The following is a 16,432-nucleotide window of genomic DNA, read 5'->3' on the forward strand; positions in this document are numbered from 1 at the left end:
CCCGAGGACCCCGTGGTGATCACCCCCTGCCCCAACGGGCCGCTGCTGGTGCGCGGGGACGTGATGATCGCCCCGGAACCGGGGGCCGAGCCGCAGAAGCCGCCGCGCCGCGTCGTCGCCCTGTGCCGGTGCAACATGTCCTCGATCGCGCCGTTCTGCGACGGGTCGCACAAGCTCGCGAACTTCCGCACCAGGCCGCCGCGGTACAACATCGGCAGCCCGCGGGAGGACGCGGACGAGTCCGACTGATCCTCCCCCGCGCACGACGGCGGCCCGTGGCTCGTGCCACGGGCCGCCGTTCGTCTGCGTGGGGTGCGTCAGTTCTCGGTCGCGGGCTCGTCGCCCTTGTTGTCGGTCATGGCGCCCACGCCCTCGTCGGCGGGCTCGGCGTCCACCTGGGTGTCGCGGGCCATGGCCGCGCTCTCGTCCTGGGGATCCATCTTGATGGACTCTTCGCCGGCGTTGGCGGGATTCTTCTGTGCCACGGTCCTGCCCTCTCTGTGGACTGCTTGATCGGTGGAGTCACCGACACGCCCCATTTTCGTCAGTGTGCTGCCGGCTGACAAGGGGTGACACCGGCCACATCCCGGGGGTTCGTGTCAAGCACGTGACACGCGCCGACATGGGAGGACGCACGGCGACACATTCCTTGGGTGCGCTCGTTCCCCGTCCCTACGCTGGGGCGATTCACCGGTTACACCGTCCAGCCACCCGGGAGAGACATCGTGCGCACACTCATCGTGCTGGCCCTCGTGGGCTTCGGAGCGCAGCTCGTGGACGGCTCGCTGGGCATGGCCTACGGCGTGACCTCCTCCACCCTGCTGCTGGCCGCCGGGCTGACACCGGCGTCCGTGTCCGCGACCGTGCACCTCGCGGAGGTGGGCACCACCCTCGCGTCCGGGTTCTCGCACTGGCGCTTCGGCAACATCGACTGGCGCGTGGTCGGCTTCATGGCCGTGCCCGGCGGGATCGCGGCATTCTTCGGTGCCAACCTGCTCACCGTCTCCGGCGACGCCGCCGCGCCCGCCATGTCCACCATCCTCCTGCTGCTCGGGTGCTACGTGGTGTGGCGGTTCCTGAGCATCGGCGGGCGGCGCCCCTCGTTCCGCGGCCGGGTGCCCGCCGGGTTCCTGGTGCCCCTGGCCGCGGTGGCCGGGTTCATGGACGCGATCGGAGGCGGTGGCTGGGGCCCGGTGGGCACGCCCACGCTGCTGGCGTCCGGCAGAATCGCGCCCCGCAAGGTCATCGGATCGATCGACACGTCCGAGTTCGTGGTCAGCCTGGGCGCCTCCGCGGGATTCCTGCTGGCGCTCGGCAGCCAGAACATCAACTACGGGATGGTGGTCGCCCTGCTCATCGGCGGCGTCGCGGCCGCACCGCTCGCCGCGTGGCTCGTGCGCCTGCTCGCCCCGCGCATCCTGGCGATCGGCGCCGGCGGGCTCATCATCATCACCAATGCGCGCACGCTGCTGAACGTCGACGCCGTCCGCTCCGCTCTTCCCGACGCCGCTCCCATCCTGCTCCTCGCGGCTCTCGCCGTTCTGTGGGCCGGCGCGCTGGTGTGGGTGATCCGCCGGGAGATCGCGGACCGCCGCATGGCACCCGCGCGCACGGAGGTGCGGGTGCCGGAAAAGGTGTGAGGGCGGCGTCGGCCTTGTGCTGGGACAGCCCGCTGAACCGCTGTGCGGCTAGGGCATGTCCGACAAAGCCTTGGCTCAGGTGATAGCGGAGTGCGGGGCCACGGCGGCGCCGCAGGTCAGGGCATGCTTGTCATAGCGGGATGCGATGGCGCGCCGTCGCTTGAGGCGGCAGTAGCTGCGCTCGATGACGTTGCGGCACTTACAGTCATTGGTGTCAACGTTCACCGGGCGGCCAACGGGTGAGCCGCAATGGCGGCGGTGGTATTTCTGGTTGTCGGGTTCGGCGATGACGGACCCAACTTCACATGATCGTAGGTGCGCGTGGATCGCTTTTGATGGGTAGGCTCTTTCGCTCCTGCTGGCATCCGGACGCGCGCGAGCGGCCAGTGGGCCGGGACACCCGTAATCCGTTCCTCTATGGGATCAACATCGGCGAATCGCCTGCCTGCCCGGGCGTCAGCAAAGTGACAAGCGATCTTCCGTAAGTCTCGACAAGCTGATGGGTCTTCGACGACAACCCGCCACATGAGCGAGCAACAGCACGCTCGGAAGGCTCGATGCAAGAATTCTTAGAATTCGCTCCAGCCGCCTTCGAGACGCCTGGTGTTCGTCGCGTGCTGACGCGCGTACAAATTGGCGCCCCCCGGCAGCGACCAGTCGATCAACCCGGCCACGTCAGCCGCAGTCAGCTCGGTGTGAATGCGGTCCCAGATGCAGTCAACGGCGGGGCGCCGATCACAGGTCCAAACCATCGGCCGCAGCCCGTACACCTTGGGTAGGTCGCGCTAGGCAATGCCCATGCGGTATTGGCACATAGTGCCTCCGGCCATCCTGCACGCCTCGGAGAACTCACGGCGCGGGTTGCCTGTCGGGCGGGGCAGCAACTCCTCGATCAGCGACCGCTGATCAGGCAATAGCGCCTAAAATCGTGACACGCCCTGACCGCTTCAGGCCCCGCGACCAAATTTCGCCAGACACGCCCTAGACTACTGATCGTCGGGTGGGTTGCTGAGTAGGCTTGTCAGGTGGTGAAGACCGTACGACACGTTCGACGCTTCCAATTCTGGAGTAAATAGCAGGTATATTGCCTGCCCTTTGCGCATAAGGTGGTGTTCATGGAACTTATTCATCAGCCAATTAGCGGACATGTTGGGGAGCGGGTCATTTCGTTCCTAAACTCCCAGCGTTTCGACAGAGCAAAATTTGTGGTGGCATTCGCTCGCGAGGCAGGGATTAAGCGCCTTGCGCCCTATCTCGACAGTTTCCGCGCTAGAGGTGGTCAAGTCGAAGTGACCTGTGGAATTGACTTGGATGGGACCTCTTATGAGGGCCTGAAAGAGCTATATCGGCAGTGCGATTCACTCAGTGTTTTTCATGCAGAGGGTAATCAAACATTTCACCCAAAAATGTATTGTTTCCTCGGCCAGCGCGACACAAGTCTAATCGTGGGGTCAAGTAACCTGACCGCTGGCGGTCTTTGGACAAACATAGAAAGCTCACTTATTGTTACCCACAGCTCGGAGGAGCCCGCGCCAATATCTCTGGATATCGACTCGTACGTAGCGTCTCTTCGGTCTGCGGACGATTCGTACCGCGCCCTCGAAAGCGAAGAGGACATACAAGAGCTCTTGGTGGCTGGGTACATTAAAAGCGAAACGGCGCTTCGGGAGGAGCAGAAATCTCACCACAGAGGTTCGGGCGCTCGAAAACGAGGAGCACCACTATTCGGCAAGGGCATTCCAACCCTTGCCTCACCTTACGAAAAACCTCTGAAAATTCAGAAAGAATCTGGCGATCAATGTGTGGACGTGCGCACAGAGGAAGATGTTGAGGCTGGTGTTCCGATTGGCTCGGTCTTTTGGATTTATCTGCGGTCAATCACGAGCGGATCGGGAAACCAGGTGGATCTATCCATGAAGTGCCGTCTGGAAAATAATATGGATGCATCGGGGACACCGTTTGAAGGCACGTCGAAAGGCTACATGATCGGCTTCGTAGAGTACTTCGGGGTGGACCCATCTGCCAGGTCCCTCGTACGACATCCCATTCTTAATTATGAGGGAGTGGACTACTACGGGAGCAACATTGTTTTCCCAGACGCCACCAACAAGGGTAAGCGCCCAAACGGTTCGTGGCGGCTACAGCTGAACGGCAAAGATGAAACTGGGAGTAAATTGACGGAAGCCATTAAGAACAATGGTGGCTTGAAGGAGAAGATTATGGCATTTACAAAATTGGACAGTCACTACTACCAGATTGACGTTTACCCTGCACATGAATTGCTAAATATTCAACACCGATCGCACCTGCTGGGGTGGAATGGCAAAAACGCTGACACTGGACAGCTGCGTCCCCCGAAGCCGGTTGGTGTGATCTGGACCCCAGAATCTCGAGCGGCGGGCGGGGAAAACTCAAGGGAAATAATTTAGCCACTCCTCATGTTTGCCCGTCTTCGCGCCGCTAATTCCGCCTTTTGCCCCACCGAAGGTTAGTAGACGCGCATTTTCACCGAGTTTGCGGCCCTCAGACACAAAGATCGGGACCGAGTTTCGCGCGCGAATTCCTTCAATGACAGATTTGACCTCGAATGTGTAGCCGTACCCTGTTGTCTGAGCATAAGGCGGATCGATATAGATCACCGCGTTCTTCGGAATCGCGATTTGAAGAACCGTAACAATGTCGGCCCGCAAACAAGTGAGTCCTTGCATCCCGGAGGCCAGGGCTTCAATGCGCCTGCGGAGTTCTTGTACGGAAGGCTGCATTGGGTTAGCGGGACTGCGGCGCACGCTAGTGGCGGTGGGAACCCAGTAGTCTCGAAAGAACGCGTTCTCCCACATCCCGTTGTGCTGCCAAATTTGCTTCCCGCCGAAAGAGCATGATTGGAGCACCGGGTAGGTTTCCGCTTCATATTGGCCAACTGGTTCGGCAGCAATGCGCGCCATGTGCGCTTTGACGGCGCGCTTATCGTCGGGAATCGCGTCGAGTATGCTCACGAACACATCCATATTGAAGGTGCTGTTCCCGATGGCTTGCCAAAACGCAGCCCAGGGGCTGAGGTCCAGCATGACGATCTGTGATGGTCTAACGCCCTGGTTGACTAGCTCAATGGAGATAGCGCCCGACCCACAACATAGGTCGTAGAACGTCGCGTCCCGGCTTGGGCTTGCCGCGATCAGTGACCGAGCAATCTGTTCAGCGACTCGCTGCTTTCCACCCTGATACGCGCATGCTACTCGCAGCTTACTCGCACTCATTTACTTTCGCTTCCTAATGAGGATGCGCGCATAGGAGCGCCGTCCATTCAGCATTGCGACACCGCCACGGTCATCTGGGTGGCGTGAGTAGCGGGCCTCGCCCAGCACTCTCTCACTCGTGTTGGTCCTGGCGTTGCCGTTAGCCAACATAAGGATGTCGAATTGGTCAGGGCTGTAACTATCTAGAAAGGTGATGGGGACTCCCATGATTCCACCGTAGTCCATCGGAATGTGCTTCGTTCGGGGAACTTCTATAGCGTCATAATTGTCGTACACGGGATTTGTTTCTGGGCTGTAGGTGTGCGTGAGTTCCAGGCCTGCGTGAAGCGCCTCATGATCTAAGTTTGTGAACCAACGGACACCCTTGACGCGAATAAATTTTCTGCCGTTTTGGTCCACGCCGCAACCCGCAGCGTGAAGGGGATAGGAGTCGGGGACGTAAAATTTGCGGTCACCAGAACGGATCGATGGTCCGTACCATGCCTTCCCGTCACGGAACAACGGGAATATGTCGCGGGTTGTTGCCGCGTTCATATTTCCCAGGACGAGGAACTGCTTGTTCTTGGCAACCAGGCATCGCATATAGTCTCGAAATAGACTGAACGGTGGATTAGTGACCACAATGTCGGCTTGCTCGAGCAGTTCAAAGCATTCAGTAGAGCGAAAGTCACCGTCACCCAATAATTGGTTTAGACTGTTACCGTTATCGGTGAAGAGGTTTTCCACGTCAAGCGATCCGTCGGGCAACAATAACGGCTCCTCCGGAACGGCGGTTACGATTGCTTTGTAGGCGCGGTGCGGCGTCGTAAGAGGGTACTCGGTACCGGCCATGGCTGACTCAGCATAGGATGTCGAAATTAGCTTTGCGAGGCCTAGGTTATTAAAGTTTTGGGCGAAAAATCGAAAGAACGCAGACTCGAATGGGTCGTCACAGTTGCACAAAACTACTTTGCCCTCGAATGCATCAGGGTAGTTGCTGACCTCTGCTTCGATGTCTCCATAGTCCGTGTAGAATTCGTCTTTGCGGGCGATGAAGGCGCTATTCAGGGCCGAGTTTGCGGTATCGCCCGAAGTTTTATCTGTTGCAATTTTCAACTCGAAGGGCATCCCTTGTTCTCGAATGGCGGCTTTCAAGAAACTCGTGATGGCTGCGGACATGGTGATCCCAAGCTCATCAAACAGGTCAGTCGCCTGCTGCTTGATTTCTGTGTCAATTCGAATTGTGGTTGTAACGCTATCAGCCATGTGTCGCCCTCATGACATACAATATAGCACATTGTATGTCATGGACCAAATGGGGCTTAAGCGTTTCCGGTAGCTGTTGGGAGGAAGTGCTTCGACCCGAAGCGACGCGGGAGCCTCGATGCCTGTAGTGAAGCGTGTGCAGGGTGTCGATGCGCGTTCCTGGGGTGTAGCTGTCCCGACCCCGGCGGGTGCGGCCATGTGTGATCCAGGTTAGGCAAGCCTTCGGCGGGCTCGCCATGCCCGCATCTCCATGCGGTTCACCTGCGCGCAGTGAGCAGGCTCTTCCCGCAGCGCGAGTTCCAGTTTGAATACCCGTGCAACGAGGGCACAGGGTTGGGTCCAAAGGATTCTGCGCTACATGGTTCTTGACCTGTGGAAGGCTAATGGGCGAGTGACGGCCTCTGACTAACTATGCAGCTTTCGACTGCGCGCATCTACGAACCCTCTCCACGTCGTTCATACTCTCAGCGGCACGAGAATTTTACTGGGAATGCCGTCCGCAAATCACTAAGCCCCTCCCTTTAGAGATACCCGGGTGGTACGAATAGGACGCCCGTCCCGCCGTGGAACTTGATACTGGCGTAGCACCGCCTGGATTTGACAATTTCTAAGCCGAAGGGCCGGTGCAGCTCGAGCGACAGCGCATTGCGGGAGTTCACCATGCTGTACAGGTGCCCGTCGTCGTCTAATCTCGACCGCGTGGACCATCGCCTGCAACAGGCGTCGGCTGACGCCGGTCCATCCCATGACCCAAGAGGCGTCGGAACAGGTGACTTCGGTGACGAGCAGCGCCGGTGCATGCTCCGGCAACCGCTGCGCAGCCCGTGCGCAGTCCGAGGGGTGCTACCGCGTGTGGCCAGGGCGGCGGCGTCCTGGGGACGGGCGCCACGGATCTGCGGGGCGCGTTCTAGGGGCAAAGGACACATATAGACCATCCTGGGGCACTGGCTAGAGGCCAGGGAAGGACTTTTCTCGTCCGGGCACCCCTGCCAAACTTCCTATGGACTACAAGCAACGCTTCGGCAATTAGTCCCCCAGGTTGTCCGGGAGGACAGCATCACGAGGGACGGAGAAGGTCTCGAAGCCCCGGGGGGCTAGGTGCCGGACGAAGTCATCCGCCGCCACGGTGAGAACGCCCCAGTCCGGATACAGCGGCGCACCCCATCCGAACTGCCGGGTGGAGGACCACATGAAATCCGGCATTCCCAGCTCAGCAATGCTGGTCATCGCGCCGTCAAGGTCCAGGACCTGCTGAGCGCAGTCCAGACCCCTCAGGGTCACCCGTGTCGCATCCGCCTGGTCGTGCCGATAGCCCCGCCAACGGGCCAGTGTCCACGTGGCCTGAGGGGGCACAACCCCCCAGGGCCTCCCGGAGGGTGTGCACGAAGTCTCCGGACACAGCACCTCGGCAGGTGTCCCAGCCGGTCATGTCCTGCCCTGCCTCCAGTGCGCGGTGCCGGAGGTCCTCCAGGTCACTGCTCCGCAGCTGATCGCGTGCATCCATCCCGCCGGGAAAGAAGGCAGACCACGGCCTGTAGACGTCGCGCTCCTCGTGGCGCAGCGGCAGCAGCAACCTGTAGTGCGCCAGGTCCACCCCGGCCAGGGCTGGAGGCACCAGTTCCGCTGCGACCGGGTTACCGCGCGCCATCGCATGCCACCCATCTGATCGGCCAGACCGTTGCAACGGCCTCCATGCCGACCTCCTTCACCAGTGGCCAGGACGACTGGGCCACGCGCTCGCCCATCTATCCCCTGCGTTCCCGCAACGCCTCGATCAGCTGCGGGATCACCTTGTTGAGGTCCCCCACCACGCCGTAGTCGGCGATGTCGAAGATCTGGGCGTTCTCGTCCTTGTTGATCGCCACGATGGTCTGCGAGGTCTGCATGCCCGCCCGGTGCTGGATGGCGCCGGAGACACCCGCGCACAGGTACAGCTGCGGGGACACGGTCACGCCCGTCTGCCCCACCTGCGCGGAGTGCTCCGCCCAGCCGGCGTCCACGACCGCGCGCGACGCACCCACCGCGGCACCCAGCTCGTCCGCCAGCTCCTCCACCAGGGAGAAGTTCTCGCCAACGCCGCGTCCGCCCACCACGACCACCCGGGCCTCCGTGAGCTTCGGGCGCGACGACGCCGGCGCCTCCCGCGTGCCCGTCACCGTGGCCGCCGCGCCGGAGACGGAGGCCGACAGCGGCTTCACCTCGGGCGCCGGGCCCTCCTCCGGCTCCTCCGCCTGCACCGAGTTGGGGGCGAGCGTGACGAACGCCAGGTCCGTGGTGGGCGCTGCGGTGGTGGTGTACCCGCCCGCGAGCACGGACTTGGTCACGGTGCGGTCGGCGGCCATGCCCACGGCGTCCGTGATGACGGCCGCCGAGTGGCGCACGGCCAGCCGCGCGAACGCGTCGGTGGTCTCGGCGTCGTTGGGACCGAGCACCAGCGTGGCGCCGGACTCCCCCAGCGCGGCGTCGAGCAGGGCGGTGTCCGTGAGGGACAGGTCGGTCGCCTCGCCCTCCGGGGCGTACAGGATGCTCACGCCGTAGCCGCCGAGCTCCGCGGCGACGTCCTCCGCGCGGGGCGCGTGCGTGAGGGCGGTGACCGCGCCACCCGCGGCGAGAGTGCGCGCAAGCGTGAGGACCTCGCGGTCCGGGGAGCGGAGCCGGCCGGTCTGGCCGAGGTCTACGAGGACGTTCATGGTGTTTCCTCTCGAACGGAGTGGAAGAAGGAGACAGTTCGTGGGGGCGCAGCGGGAACGCGGTGCCCCCACGCGCCGAGAAGGGAGCAGGACGCCAGCTGAGCGGGCCAGTCCAGGAACCGGGACCGTGGGGCGGTCGTCATCCCCGGGCCCCGCTGGGATCAAAGCAGGCGCTGCTCCGCCAGGTAGGCCGCGAGCTGGACCCCGGCCTCGCCCTCGTCCTGCACCTTCGTCCCGGCCGCGCGCGGGGGCCGAGCGGTGGCGGACTGCACGGACGCGGCCGCGGCGTCGCGCCCCACGGCGGTGGGGTCCACCCCGATCTCCGCGAGGGAGAGCACCGCGGACGGCTTCTTCTTGGCCGCCATGATCGCCTTGAAGTTGGGGTAGCGCGGCTCGTTCGCCTGGTCCGTCACGGAGACCACCGCGGGGAAGGACACCGCCACGGTCTGGGTGGCGTCCGCGGTCGCGCGGGTCAGGGCCAGACCGTTGTGGTCCTCGCCCCACTCCACGGTCCCCGCCCGCGACACGAGCGCGAAGTCCAGGCGCTCCGCGAGCATCGCGGGCACCACGGACATCTCGCCGTCCGTGGACGCCAGGCCCGTGAGCACCAGATCCACGCCGCCGTGCTCCTCGCCCACGTGCTGGATCGCGGCGGCGAGCACCGCGGAGGTGCCGAGCGCGTCGGAGCCCGCCAGGGCGGCGTCGTTCACGTGGAAGGCGGCGTCCGCACCCATCTGCAGGGCCTTCTTCACCGCGCCCGCGGCCTCGTCCGGCCCCACGGTGACGGCCACGATGGTGACCTCCGCCTCCGGGGCGGCCTCGCGCAGGGCGAGCGCGGCCTCCAGGGGGTACTCGTCCAGCTCGGACAGGATCGCGTCCGAGCGGTCCACGGTCAGGTCCTCCCGGAACTGCCGCTGCTTCTGTGCGTCCGGCACGTACTTCACCGGCACCACGATGTTCACGCTCATGGGGTCTCCCTCGTCTCGGTCCGGGGTGCTCGGGCCAGCGTGCGCTCCGCGTGGCGCAGCAGCGGCCCGTCGATCATGTGGCCCTCGAAGCGGAAGACGCCGGGGGCGCCCTTCGCGGCCTCGAGCAGGCGGCGTGCGTGGTCCACGTCCTCGGCGGTCGGCAGGTAGGCCTCCCGGATCACGGCCACCTGGCCCGGGTGGATGCACGCGGTGGCGGCGAACCCGCTCCCCGCGGCGTCCTCCGCCTCCGCGGCGAGACCCTCGGTGTCCGCGATGTCCACGTGCACGGCGTCGATCGCGGCCTTCCCGTGCGCGCCCGCGGCCAGCAGCACCGCGGCGCGCGCGGCCACGGCCACGTCCCGGTAGGAGCCGTTCGGGCGGCGGCTGGAGCGCCCGCCCAGGGACGCCACCAGGTCCTCCGCGCCCCACATCAGGGCGACGACGCCGCTCGCCGCCGCGATCTCCGGCGCCGCCACGATCCCGGCGGCCGTCTCGCACAGCGCGATGACCCGCACGCCCGGCAGGGCGTCCGTGACCCGGCGGACCTGCTCGGCGGACTCCACCTTCGCGAGCATCACGGTGGTGAACGGGGTGCCCTGCAGGGCGGTGAGGTCGGCCTCGAAGAACTCCGAGGCGGCGTCGTTGACGCGCACCACCGCGGTGGCGGGATCGAGGTCCGCGGCGCGCACGTTCTCCCGCGCGGCGGGCTTGGCGTCCGGGGCCACGGCGTCCTCGAGGTCGAGGATCACCGCGTCCGCCCGCTCGGCCGCCTTGGCGAAGCGCTCGGGGCGGTCCGCAGGGCAGAAGAGGATGGCCGGGCCCATCGTGAACGTGGGGGTCGTCATGACTGGTCCTTCCCTGTCGGGTCCGCGACCGGCGAGGGGGCCGCGGCGTTGGTCGGCGCCTGCCGACCGGGAAGCCCGGCCCCGGAGGTCCCCGCGGGCTCGGATGACCCGCCCTGGGGAGCCTGCCCGGCGGCGTCGTGGTGACCGGCGCCCGCGGGAGCGCCCTGCATCAGCACCGAACGCACGCACGTGGCCACCACGGTGCCGTCCTGGTTGCGGCCCACGTGCTTGACCCTGATGATGCCCTGGCCCGGCCGGGACCTGGAGGGGCGCGCGTCCAGGATCTCGGACTCGCTGTAGAGGGTGTCCCCGTGGTGCATGGGGTGCGGGAACGCGACCTCCTCGAAGCCCAGGTTCGCCACGATCGTGCCCTGCGTGAGCTGCGCGACGGACGCGCCCACGATGATCGACAGCGTCATCATGGAGTTCACCAGCCGCTCCCCGAACTCCTGGCGCTCGCTCCACGCGGCGTCCAGGTGCAGGGACTGCGTGTTCATGGTGAGGGTGGTGAACAGGACATTGTCCGCCTCCGTGACGGTGCGCCCGGGGGCGTGCTTGTAGACGGCGCCCACCTCGAACTCGTCGAAGTACAGCCCGCGCTGCTCGATGACCTTGGCCATGCGGTTCTCCTTGCCGGTGCGCCCCGGAGGGGGCGGCGCGTTCAGTCGTGCTCGGGTGACGTGGTGCCCGGAGCCCCGGTCACAGACCCAGCTCGCGGGCGATCAGCATGAGCTGGACCTCCGTGGTGCCCTCGCCCACCTCCAGGATCTTGGAGTCGCGGTAGTGGCGGGCCACGCGGAACTCGTTGATGAAGCCGTAGCCGCCGAACACCTGGGTGGCGTCCCGGGCGTTGTCCATCGCGGCTTCACCGGCCACGAGCTTGGCGATCGCGGCCTCCGTCTTGAACGGCTTGCCCTTGAGCATGCGGGACGCGGCGTCGTAGTAGGCCAGGCGGGCCTGGTGCACGCGGGCGCGCATCCGGGCGATCTTGAACGCGATCGCCTGGTTCTTGCCGATCGAGCGGCCGAACTGCTCGCGCTCGGTGGCGTAGCGGATGGCCTCCTCCAAGCAGCCCTGCGCGGCACCCGTGGACAGCGCGGCGATCGCGATGCGGCCCTCGTCCAGGATGCGCAGGAAGTTCGCGTAGCCGCGGCCCTGCTGACCCAGCAGGTTGGCCTCCGGGACGGTGACGTCCTCGAACGTGAGGGGATGGGTGTCGGAGGCGTTCCAGCCCACCTTGTTGTACGCCTTCTGCGCGGTGAAGCCCGGGGTGTCCGTGGGGACCAGGATGGTGGAGATCTCCTTCTTCTCCCGGCCGTCCGACGTGGTGGTGGTGCCCGTGACCGCGGTGACGGTCACGAGCGTGGTGATGTCCGTGCCGGAGTTGGTGATGAACTCCTTGCCGCCGTTGATCACCCAGTTGCCGTCCTTGAGCTCCGCGCGGGTGCGGGTGCCGCCGGCGTCGGACCCGGCCTCCGGCTCGGTGAGCCCGAACCCGGCGAGCGCCTGGCCGCTCGCGAGCTGCGGCAGCCACTGCTGCTTCTGCTCCTCGGTGCCGAAGAGGTACACGGGCATGGCACCCAGGGACACGCCGGCCTCCAGGGTGATGGCCACGGACTGGTCCACGCGGGCGATCTGCTCCAGGGCCAGGCACAGCGCGAAGTAGTCACCGCCCTGTCCGCCGTACTCCTCCGGGAAGGGCAGCCCGAACAGGCCCATCTCCGCCATCTGGGACTGGATCTCGTACGGGAACGAGTGCTCCTCGTCGTGCTTCGCGGAGACCGGGGCGATCTCCTCGTCCGCGAACTCGCGCACGGCGTCAGAGAGCGCCTGGTACTCCTCGGACAGTTCGAACGTGTTCAGTTCGGTGTTCTCACTCATGGCTGTTCCTCCGTGTGGGCGGTCGAGGGGTGCTCGGCCGGTGGGGTCTGCTGTCTCGTCGTGGTGGCGGCCGCGGGGGCCGGTCCGTCGCGCCGTGCGGGCGTGCCCGGCGCCGCGGGCTATCCGGCGGGGGCCGCTCCGTCCGCGTTCTCGGGGGTGTCAGTCTCGATCGTGGCGACCACCTGGTCCACCTTCACGCGGTCCCCCACGCACACCAGGACCGTCACGGTCCCGGGCAGGGTGGCGGTGATCGGGTGCTCCATCTTCATGGCCTCCACGGAGACCACGGTGCGGCCCTCCGCCACGTGCTCGCCGGTCTCGGCCAGCACCGCGACCACGGTGCCCGGCATGGGTGAGCGCAGTTCCGGTCCGCCCGCGTGCACCTCGCGCTCGATCCGCGCCAGCTGCGCCTGCACGGCCCCGGTGCGGGTCCGCACGGGGATCTCGAACGACGCCGCACCCTCGCTCACGTGCACCGTGCGCCCCTCGGCGGTGTCCGGGTTCCCGGCTCCTACGGCGGTCACGACGTTGCGCGCCGCATCCGCCTCGAACGGCGCCGGACCGGGCAGGGCGGTGGTGGCGGAGAAGCCGTCCGCGCGCCACGCGGTGCCGCCGATGCGGCGCGCCGCCAGCCGGTCCCGGTGGCCGGCGAAGTCAGCGGCGGGGCTCCCATTGACCGGCCCGTTCCCCTCGACCCCGGCGGGGACCACGGGATCCGTGCCGCTCCCCGCACCGTGGTGGGCGCCCGGCAGGGAACGCGCGCGGGCGGCGTCGTCGTCCTGGGTGCTGAGACCCACGTGGGCGGCGAGCGCCTCCAGGTAGGCGTCCGGCCGGGAGAACTGCAGCTCCGGCAGCTTGCGCTCGATCAGGCCGGTGTCCATGCGCCCGGCCACCACGTCCTCGTCCGTGAGCAGCATGTGCAGGTACTCCACGTTGGTGCCCACACTCAGGATCACGGTGTCCTCCAGGGCCGCGCCGAGCCGCTGCAGCGCGGTGCGGCGGTCCGGGCCGTGGGCGATGACCTTGGCGAGCATGGGGTCGTAGTCCAGGCCCACGCGCTGACCCGTCATGATGCCGGAGTCCACACGCACGCCCGGGCCGGTGGGGTCCCGCAGCGCCACCACGGTGCCCTCGGTGGGCAGGAAGCCCCGCTCGGGGTTCTCGGCGTAGACACGCGCCTCCACGGCGTGGCCGTCCAGGCGAACGTCCTCCTGGGTGAGCGTGAGGTGCTCACCGTCCGCGATCCGCACCTGCCACTCCACGAGGTCCACGCCCGTGACCAGCTCGGTCACGGGGTGCTCCACCTGCAGGCGGGTGTTCATCTCCATGAAGTAGAAGGTGTCCGGGTCCCGGTCCGAGACCAGGAACTCCACGGTGCCCGCGCCCACGTAGTCCACGGCCTTCGCGGCGGCCACGGCGGCCTCGCCGATGCGCTCGCGCGTGGCGGCGTCCAGCAGGGCGGACGGCGCCTCCTCGATCACCTTCTGGTGGCGGCGCTGCAGCGAGCACTCCCGCTCCCCCAGGTGGATCACGTGGCCGTGGGTGTCCGCGAGGACCTGCACCTCGATGTGGCGCGGGGTGGCCACGAGCTGCTCGATCAGCAGGGTGTCGTCCCCGAAGCTCTGCCTGGCCACGCGGCGTGCGGCGGGCAGGGCCTCGGCGAGGTCCTCATACCGCTCGACCACGTGCATGCCCTTGCCGCCGCCACCGGCGGAGGGCTTGATGAGCACGGGGAACGGCATGTCCGCCGCGGCCGCCACGAGCTGCTCGTCGCTGAGCCCGGGTTCCGAGACGCCCTGCACCAGGGGGACGCCGTGGTCCGCGACCTGCAGCTTGGAGGCGATCTTGTCCCCCATGATCTCCAGGGCGCGCTCCCGGGGACCGATGAACGCGATGCCCGCGGCGGTGCACGCGCGGGCGAAGGCCACGTTCTCGGCCAGGAAACCGTAACCGGGGTGGATGGCCTCCGCACCCGTCTCACGCGCGGCGGACAGGACGGCGTCGATGTCCAGGTAGCTCTCCGCGGCGGGAGCGGGACCGATGCGCACGGCCACGTCCGCCTCCTGCACGTGGCGGGCCCCGGCGTCGGCATCGGAGTGGACGGCCACGGAGCGGATGCCCATGGCACGCAGGGTGCGCATCACGCGCACGGCGATCTCGCCTCGGTTGGCGACGAGCACGGTGGAGAACATGGTCGGGGCTCCTACATCCGGAAGAGGCCGAAGCCCGGGTCGGGAAGGGGTTGCAGGGAGGCCGCGGACAGGGCCATGGCCAGCACGCGGCGGGTGTCCTCGGGGGCGATCACACCGTCGTCCCACAGCCGGGCCGTGGAGTAGTACGGGTTGCCCTGGGACTCGAACTGCTCGCGGATGGGCGCCTCGAAGCGCTCCTGCTCCTCCGGGGCCATCTGCTCCCCGCGCGCCGCCAGCTGGTCCTTCTTGACCGTGGACAGCACGGACGCCGCCTGCGGGCCACCCATCACGGAGATCCGGGCGTTGGCCCACATGAACAGGAACCGCGGGGAGTACGCGCGCCCGCACATCGAGTAGTTGCCGGCGCCGAAGGACCCGCCCACCACCACCGTGAACTTGGGGACCCGGGTGGAGGCCACCGAGGTGACCATCTTGGCGCCGTTCTTGGCGATGCCCCCGGCCTCGGCGTCCCGGCCCACCATGAAGCCCGTGATGTTCTGCAGGAAGACCAGGGGCACACCGCGCTGGTCGCACAGCTCGATGAAGTGTGCGCCCTTCAGCGCGGCCTCGGAGAAGAGGATGCCGTTGTTCGCCACGATCCCCACGGGGTGCCCGTCGAGGTGCGCGAAACCCGTGACCAGCGTGGTGCCGTAGTCCCTCTTGAACTCGTGGAACTCGCTGCCGTCCACGATCCGCCCGATGACCTCCCGCACGTCGTAGGAGCCGTTGACGTCCGCGGGGATGATGCCGGCCAGGTCCGAGACGTCTAGGTCCGGCTCACGGGCGGCGATCACGTCCCACGCCACGGTCTTCTGCTCGGGCAGGGTGCCCACGACGTCCCGGACGATCTCCAGGGCGTGCTCGTCGTTCTCCGCGAGGTGGTCGGTCACACCGGAGGTGAGGGTGTGCAGCTCACCGCCGCCCAGCTCCTCCGGGGTCACCTCCTCCCCGATGGCCGCCTTCACCAGCGGCGGGCCGCCCAGGAAGATGGTGCCCTGGTTGCGCACGATCACGGTCTCGTCGCTCATCGCGGGCACGTAGGCGCCACCGGCGGTGCACGAACCGAGCACGGCGGAGATCTGCGGGATGCCCCGGGCGGAGAGGTTCGCCTGGTTGTAGAAGATCCGCCCGAAGTGCTCGCGGTCCGGGAACACGTCGTCCTGCATCGGCAGGAACGCCCCGCCGGAGTCCACCAGGTACACGCACGGCAGCCGGTTCTCCGCCGCGATCTCCTGGGCCCGCAGGTGCTTCTTGACGGTCATGGGGTAGTACGCGCCGCCCTTGACGGTGGCGTCGTTGCACACCACCACCACGAGGCGCCCCCGGACCATGCCGATCCCGGCGATGACCCCGGCGGCCGGGCACGCGCCGTCGTACATGTCCTCCGCGGCCAGGGCGCCGATCTCCAGAAACGGGGAGCCCTCGTCCAGCAGCCGCGCCACGCGCTCGCGGGGCAGCAGCTTGCCGCGGGAGCGGTGGCGTTCACGGCTCTTCGCGGGACCGCCCAGGGCCGCCTTCGCGGTGCGCTCACGCAGCTCGTCCCGCAGCCGGGCGTTGGTCTCGCCGTTGCTGCGGAACGCGGCGGCATCGCGGTCGAGCGCGCTCGTGAGGAAAGCCATGTCGTCCCTTCGGCCAATTTCAGTTAATGCTCGATAACTAGGATGGACTATAGTGATGCGCATCACCGTTGTCCACGCCCCACCCCACGGCCGCCCCG

14 protein-coding genes and 1 pseudogene are annotated in these 16,432 nt (G+C 66.5%); 3 read left to right on the plus strand and 12 right to left on the minus strand.

What is annotated here, in order from left to right:
- The first annotated feature begins 12 nt into the window (after positions 1-12).
- Positions 13-249: a CDGSH iron-sulfur domain-containing protein gene (locus D8M39_RS00190; protein WP_371413713.1), complete on the plus strand. Its 237-nt coding sequence runs from the start codon at positions 13-15 to the stop codon at positions 247-249.
- 68 nt (positions 250-317) lie between these two features.
- On the opposite strand, the gene D8M39_RS12715 is transcribed toward D8M39_RS00190, so the two are convergent.
- Entirely contained in the window at positions 318-485 is a 168-nt protein-coding gene (locus D8M39_RS12715) for a hypothetical protein (protein WP_164497786.1), read from the minus strand.
- 240 nt (positions 486-725) lie between these two features.
- On the opposite strand from D8M39_RS12715, the gene D8M39_RS00195 reads away from it, so the two are divergent.
- The gene (locus D8M39_RS00195) at positions 726-1,640 is read left to right on the plus strand and encodes a sulfite exporter TauE/SafE family protein (protein WP_126874129.1); all 915 of its coding nucleotides are present in this window, start codon (positions 726-728) and stop codon (positions 1,638-1,640) included.
- Positions 1,641-1,715: 75 nt separating this feature from the next.
- On the opposite strand, the pseudogene D8M39_RS00200 reads toward D8M39_RS00195, so the two are convergent.
- Positions 1,716-2,554: pseudogene (locus D8M39_RS00200) on the minus strand (IS5/IS1182 family transposase).
- 201 nt (positions 2,555-2,755) lie between these two features.
- Here D8M39_RS00200 and D8M39_RS00205 point away from each other — a divergent pair.
- Positions 2,756-4,069: a phospholipase D family protein gene (locus D8M39_RS00205; protein WP_121031203.1), complete on the plus strand. Its 1,314-nt coding sequence runs from the start codon at positions 2,756-2,758 to the stop codon at positions 4,067-4,069.
- On the opposite strand, the gene D8M39_RS00210 is transcribed toward D8M39_RS00205, so the two are convergent.
- The 10 genes from D8M39_RS00210 to D8M39_RS00255 form a co-directional block, all read right to left on the minus strand.
- On the minus strand, positions 4,052-4,894 hold the full coding sequence (locus D8M39_RS00210) for a DNA adenine methylase (RefSeq protein ID WP_121031201.1): 843 nt from the start codon (positions 4,892-4,894) through the stop codon (positions 4,052-4,054). The genes D8M39_RS00205 and D8M39_RS00210 overlap by 18 nt on opposite strands.
- On the minus strand, positions 4,895-6,139 hold the full coding sequence (locus tag D8M39_RS00215) for a type II toxin-antitoxin system RelB/DinJ family antitoxin (RefSeq protein ID WP_126874130.1): 1,245 nt from the start codon (positions 6,137-6,139) through the stop codon (positions 4,895-4,897).
- A gap of 1,026 nt (positions 6,140-7,165) precedes the next feature.
- Positions 7,166-7,420 carry a hypothetical protein gene (locus tag D8M39_RS00220; protein WP_126874131.1) on the minus strand — a complete coding sequence of 85 codons (255 nt, stop codon included), beginning with the start codon at positions 7,418-7,420 and terminating at the stop codon, positions 7,166-7,168.
- 464 nt (positions 7,421-7,884) lie between these two features.
- Positions 7,885-8,829 carry an electron transfer flavoprotein subunit alpha/FixB family protein gene (locus D8M39_RS00225; protein WP_126874132.1) on the minus strand — a complete coding sequence of 315 codons (945 nt, stop codon included), beginning with the start codon at positions 8,827-8,829 and terminating at the stop codon, positions 7,885-7,887.
- 161 nt (positions 8,830-8,990) lie between these two features.
- Positions 8,991-9,797 carry an electron transfer flavoprotein subunit beta/FixA family protein gene (locus D8M39_RS00230; RefSeq protein ID WP_110920179.1) on the minus strand — a complete coding sequence of 269 codons (807 nt, stop codon included), beginning with the start codon at positions 9,795-9,797 and terminating at the stop codon, positions 8,991-8,993.
- Positions 9,794-10,642, minus strand: a complete 849-nt coding sequence (locus tag D8M39_RS00235) for a CoA ester lyase (protein WP_126874133.1) — start codon at positions 10,640-10,642, stop codon at positions 9,794-9,796. The genes D8M39_RS00230 and D8M39_RS00235 overlap by 4 nt, the downstream gene beginning before the upstream one ends.
- Complete coding sequence (locus D8M39_RS00240; protein ID WP_238693877.1) at positions 10,639-11,262, minus strand: MaoC family dehydratase; 624 nt, start codon at positions 11,260-11,262, stop codon at positions 10,639-10,641. Before D8M39_RS00240 ends, D8M39_RS00235 begins: the two co-directional genes overlap by 4 nt.
- Positions 11,263-11,341: 79 nt before the next feature.
- Positions 11,342-12,505, minus strand: a complete 1,164-nt coding sequence (locus D8M39_RS00245) for an acyl-CoA dehydrogenase family protein (protein WP_110920188.1) — start codon at positions 12,503-12,505, stop codon at positions 11,342-11,344.
- Positions 12,506-12,642: 137 nt separating this feature from the next.
- Positions 12,643-14,715, minus strand: a complete 2,073-nt coding sequence (locus tag D8M39_RS00250; RefSeq protein ID WP_126874134.1) for a biotin carboxylase N-terminal domain-containing protein — start codon at positions 14,713-14,715, stop codon at positions 12,643-12,645.
- 11 nt (positions 14,716-14,726) lie between these two features.
- The gene (locus D8M39_RS00255) at positions 14,727-16,334 is read right to left on the minus strand and encodes a carboxyl transferase domain-containing protein (protein ID WP_194074922.1); all 1,608 of its coding nucleotides are present in this window, start codon (positions 16,332-16,334) and stop codon (positions 14,727-14,729) included.
- Between the last annotated feature and the right edge of the window lie 98 nt (positions 16,335-16,432).

Origin of the sequence: Kocuria sp. HSID17590 (genome assembly GCF_003989485.1) — a bacterium.
In the GTDB taxonomy this organism is placed as follows: Bacteria; Actinomycetota; Actinomycetes; order Actinomycetales; family Micrococcaceae; genus Kocuria; species Kocuria salsicia.

Coding starts and splice junctions, on each gene's coding strand:
- D8M39_RS00205 (WP_121031203.1), top strand. CDS start 2,756: ATGGAACTTATTCATCAGCCAATTAGCGGACATGTTGGGGAGCGGGTC.
- D8M39_RS00210 (WP_121031201.1), bottom strand. CDS start 4,894: ATGAGTGCGAGTAAGCTGCGAGTAGCATGCGCGTATCAGGGTGGAAAG.
- D8M39_RS00215 (WP_126874130.1), bottom strand. CDS start 6,139: ATGGCTGATAGCGTTACAACCACAATTCGAATTGACACAGAAATCAAG.
- D8M39_RS00225 (WP_126874132.1), bottom strand. CDS start 8,829: ATGAACGTCCTCGTAGACCTCGGCCAGACCGGCCGGCTCCGCTCCCCG.
- D8M39_RS00230 (WP_110920179.1), bottom strand. CDS start 9,797: ATGAGCGTGAACATCGTGGTGCCGGTGAAGTACGTGCCGGACGCACAG.
- D8M39_RS00235 (WP_126874133.1), bottom strand. CDS start 10,642: ATGACGACCCCCACGTTCACGATGGGCCCGGCCATCCTCTTCTGCCCT.
- D8M39_RS00240 (WP_238693877.1), bottom strand. CDS start 11,262: ATGGCCAAGGTCATCGAGCAGCGCGGGCTGTACTTCGACGAGTTCGAG.
- D8M39_RS00250 (WP_126874134.1), bottom strand. CDS start 14,715: ATGTTCTCCACCGTGCTCGTCGCCAACCGAGGCGAGATCGCCGTGCGC.
- D8M39_RS00255 (WP_194074922.1), bottom strand. CDS start 16,334: ATGGCTTTCCTCACGAGCGCGCTCGACCGCGATGCCGCCGCGTTCCGC.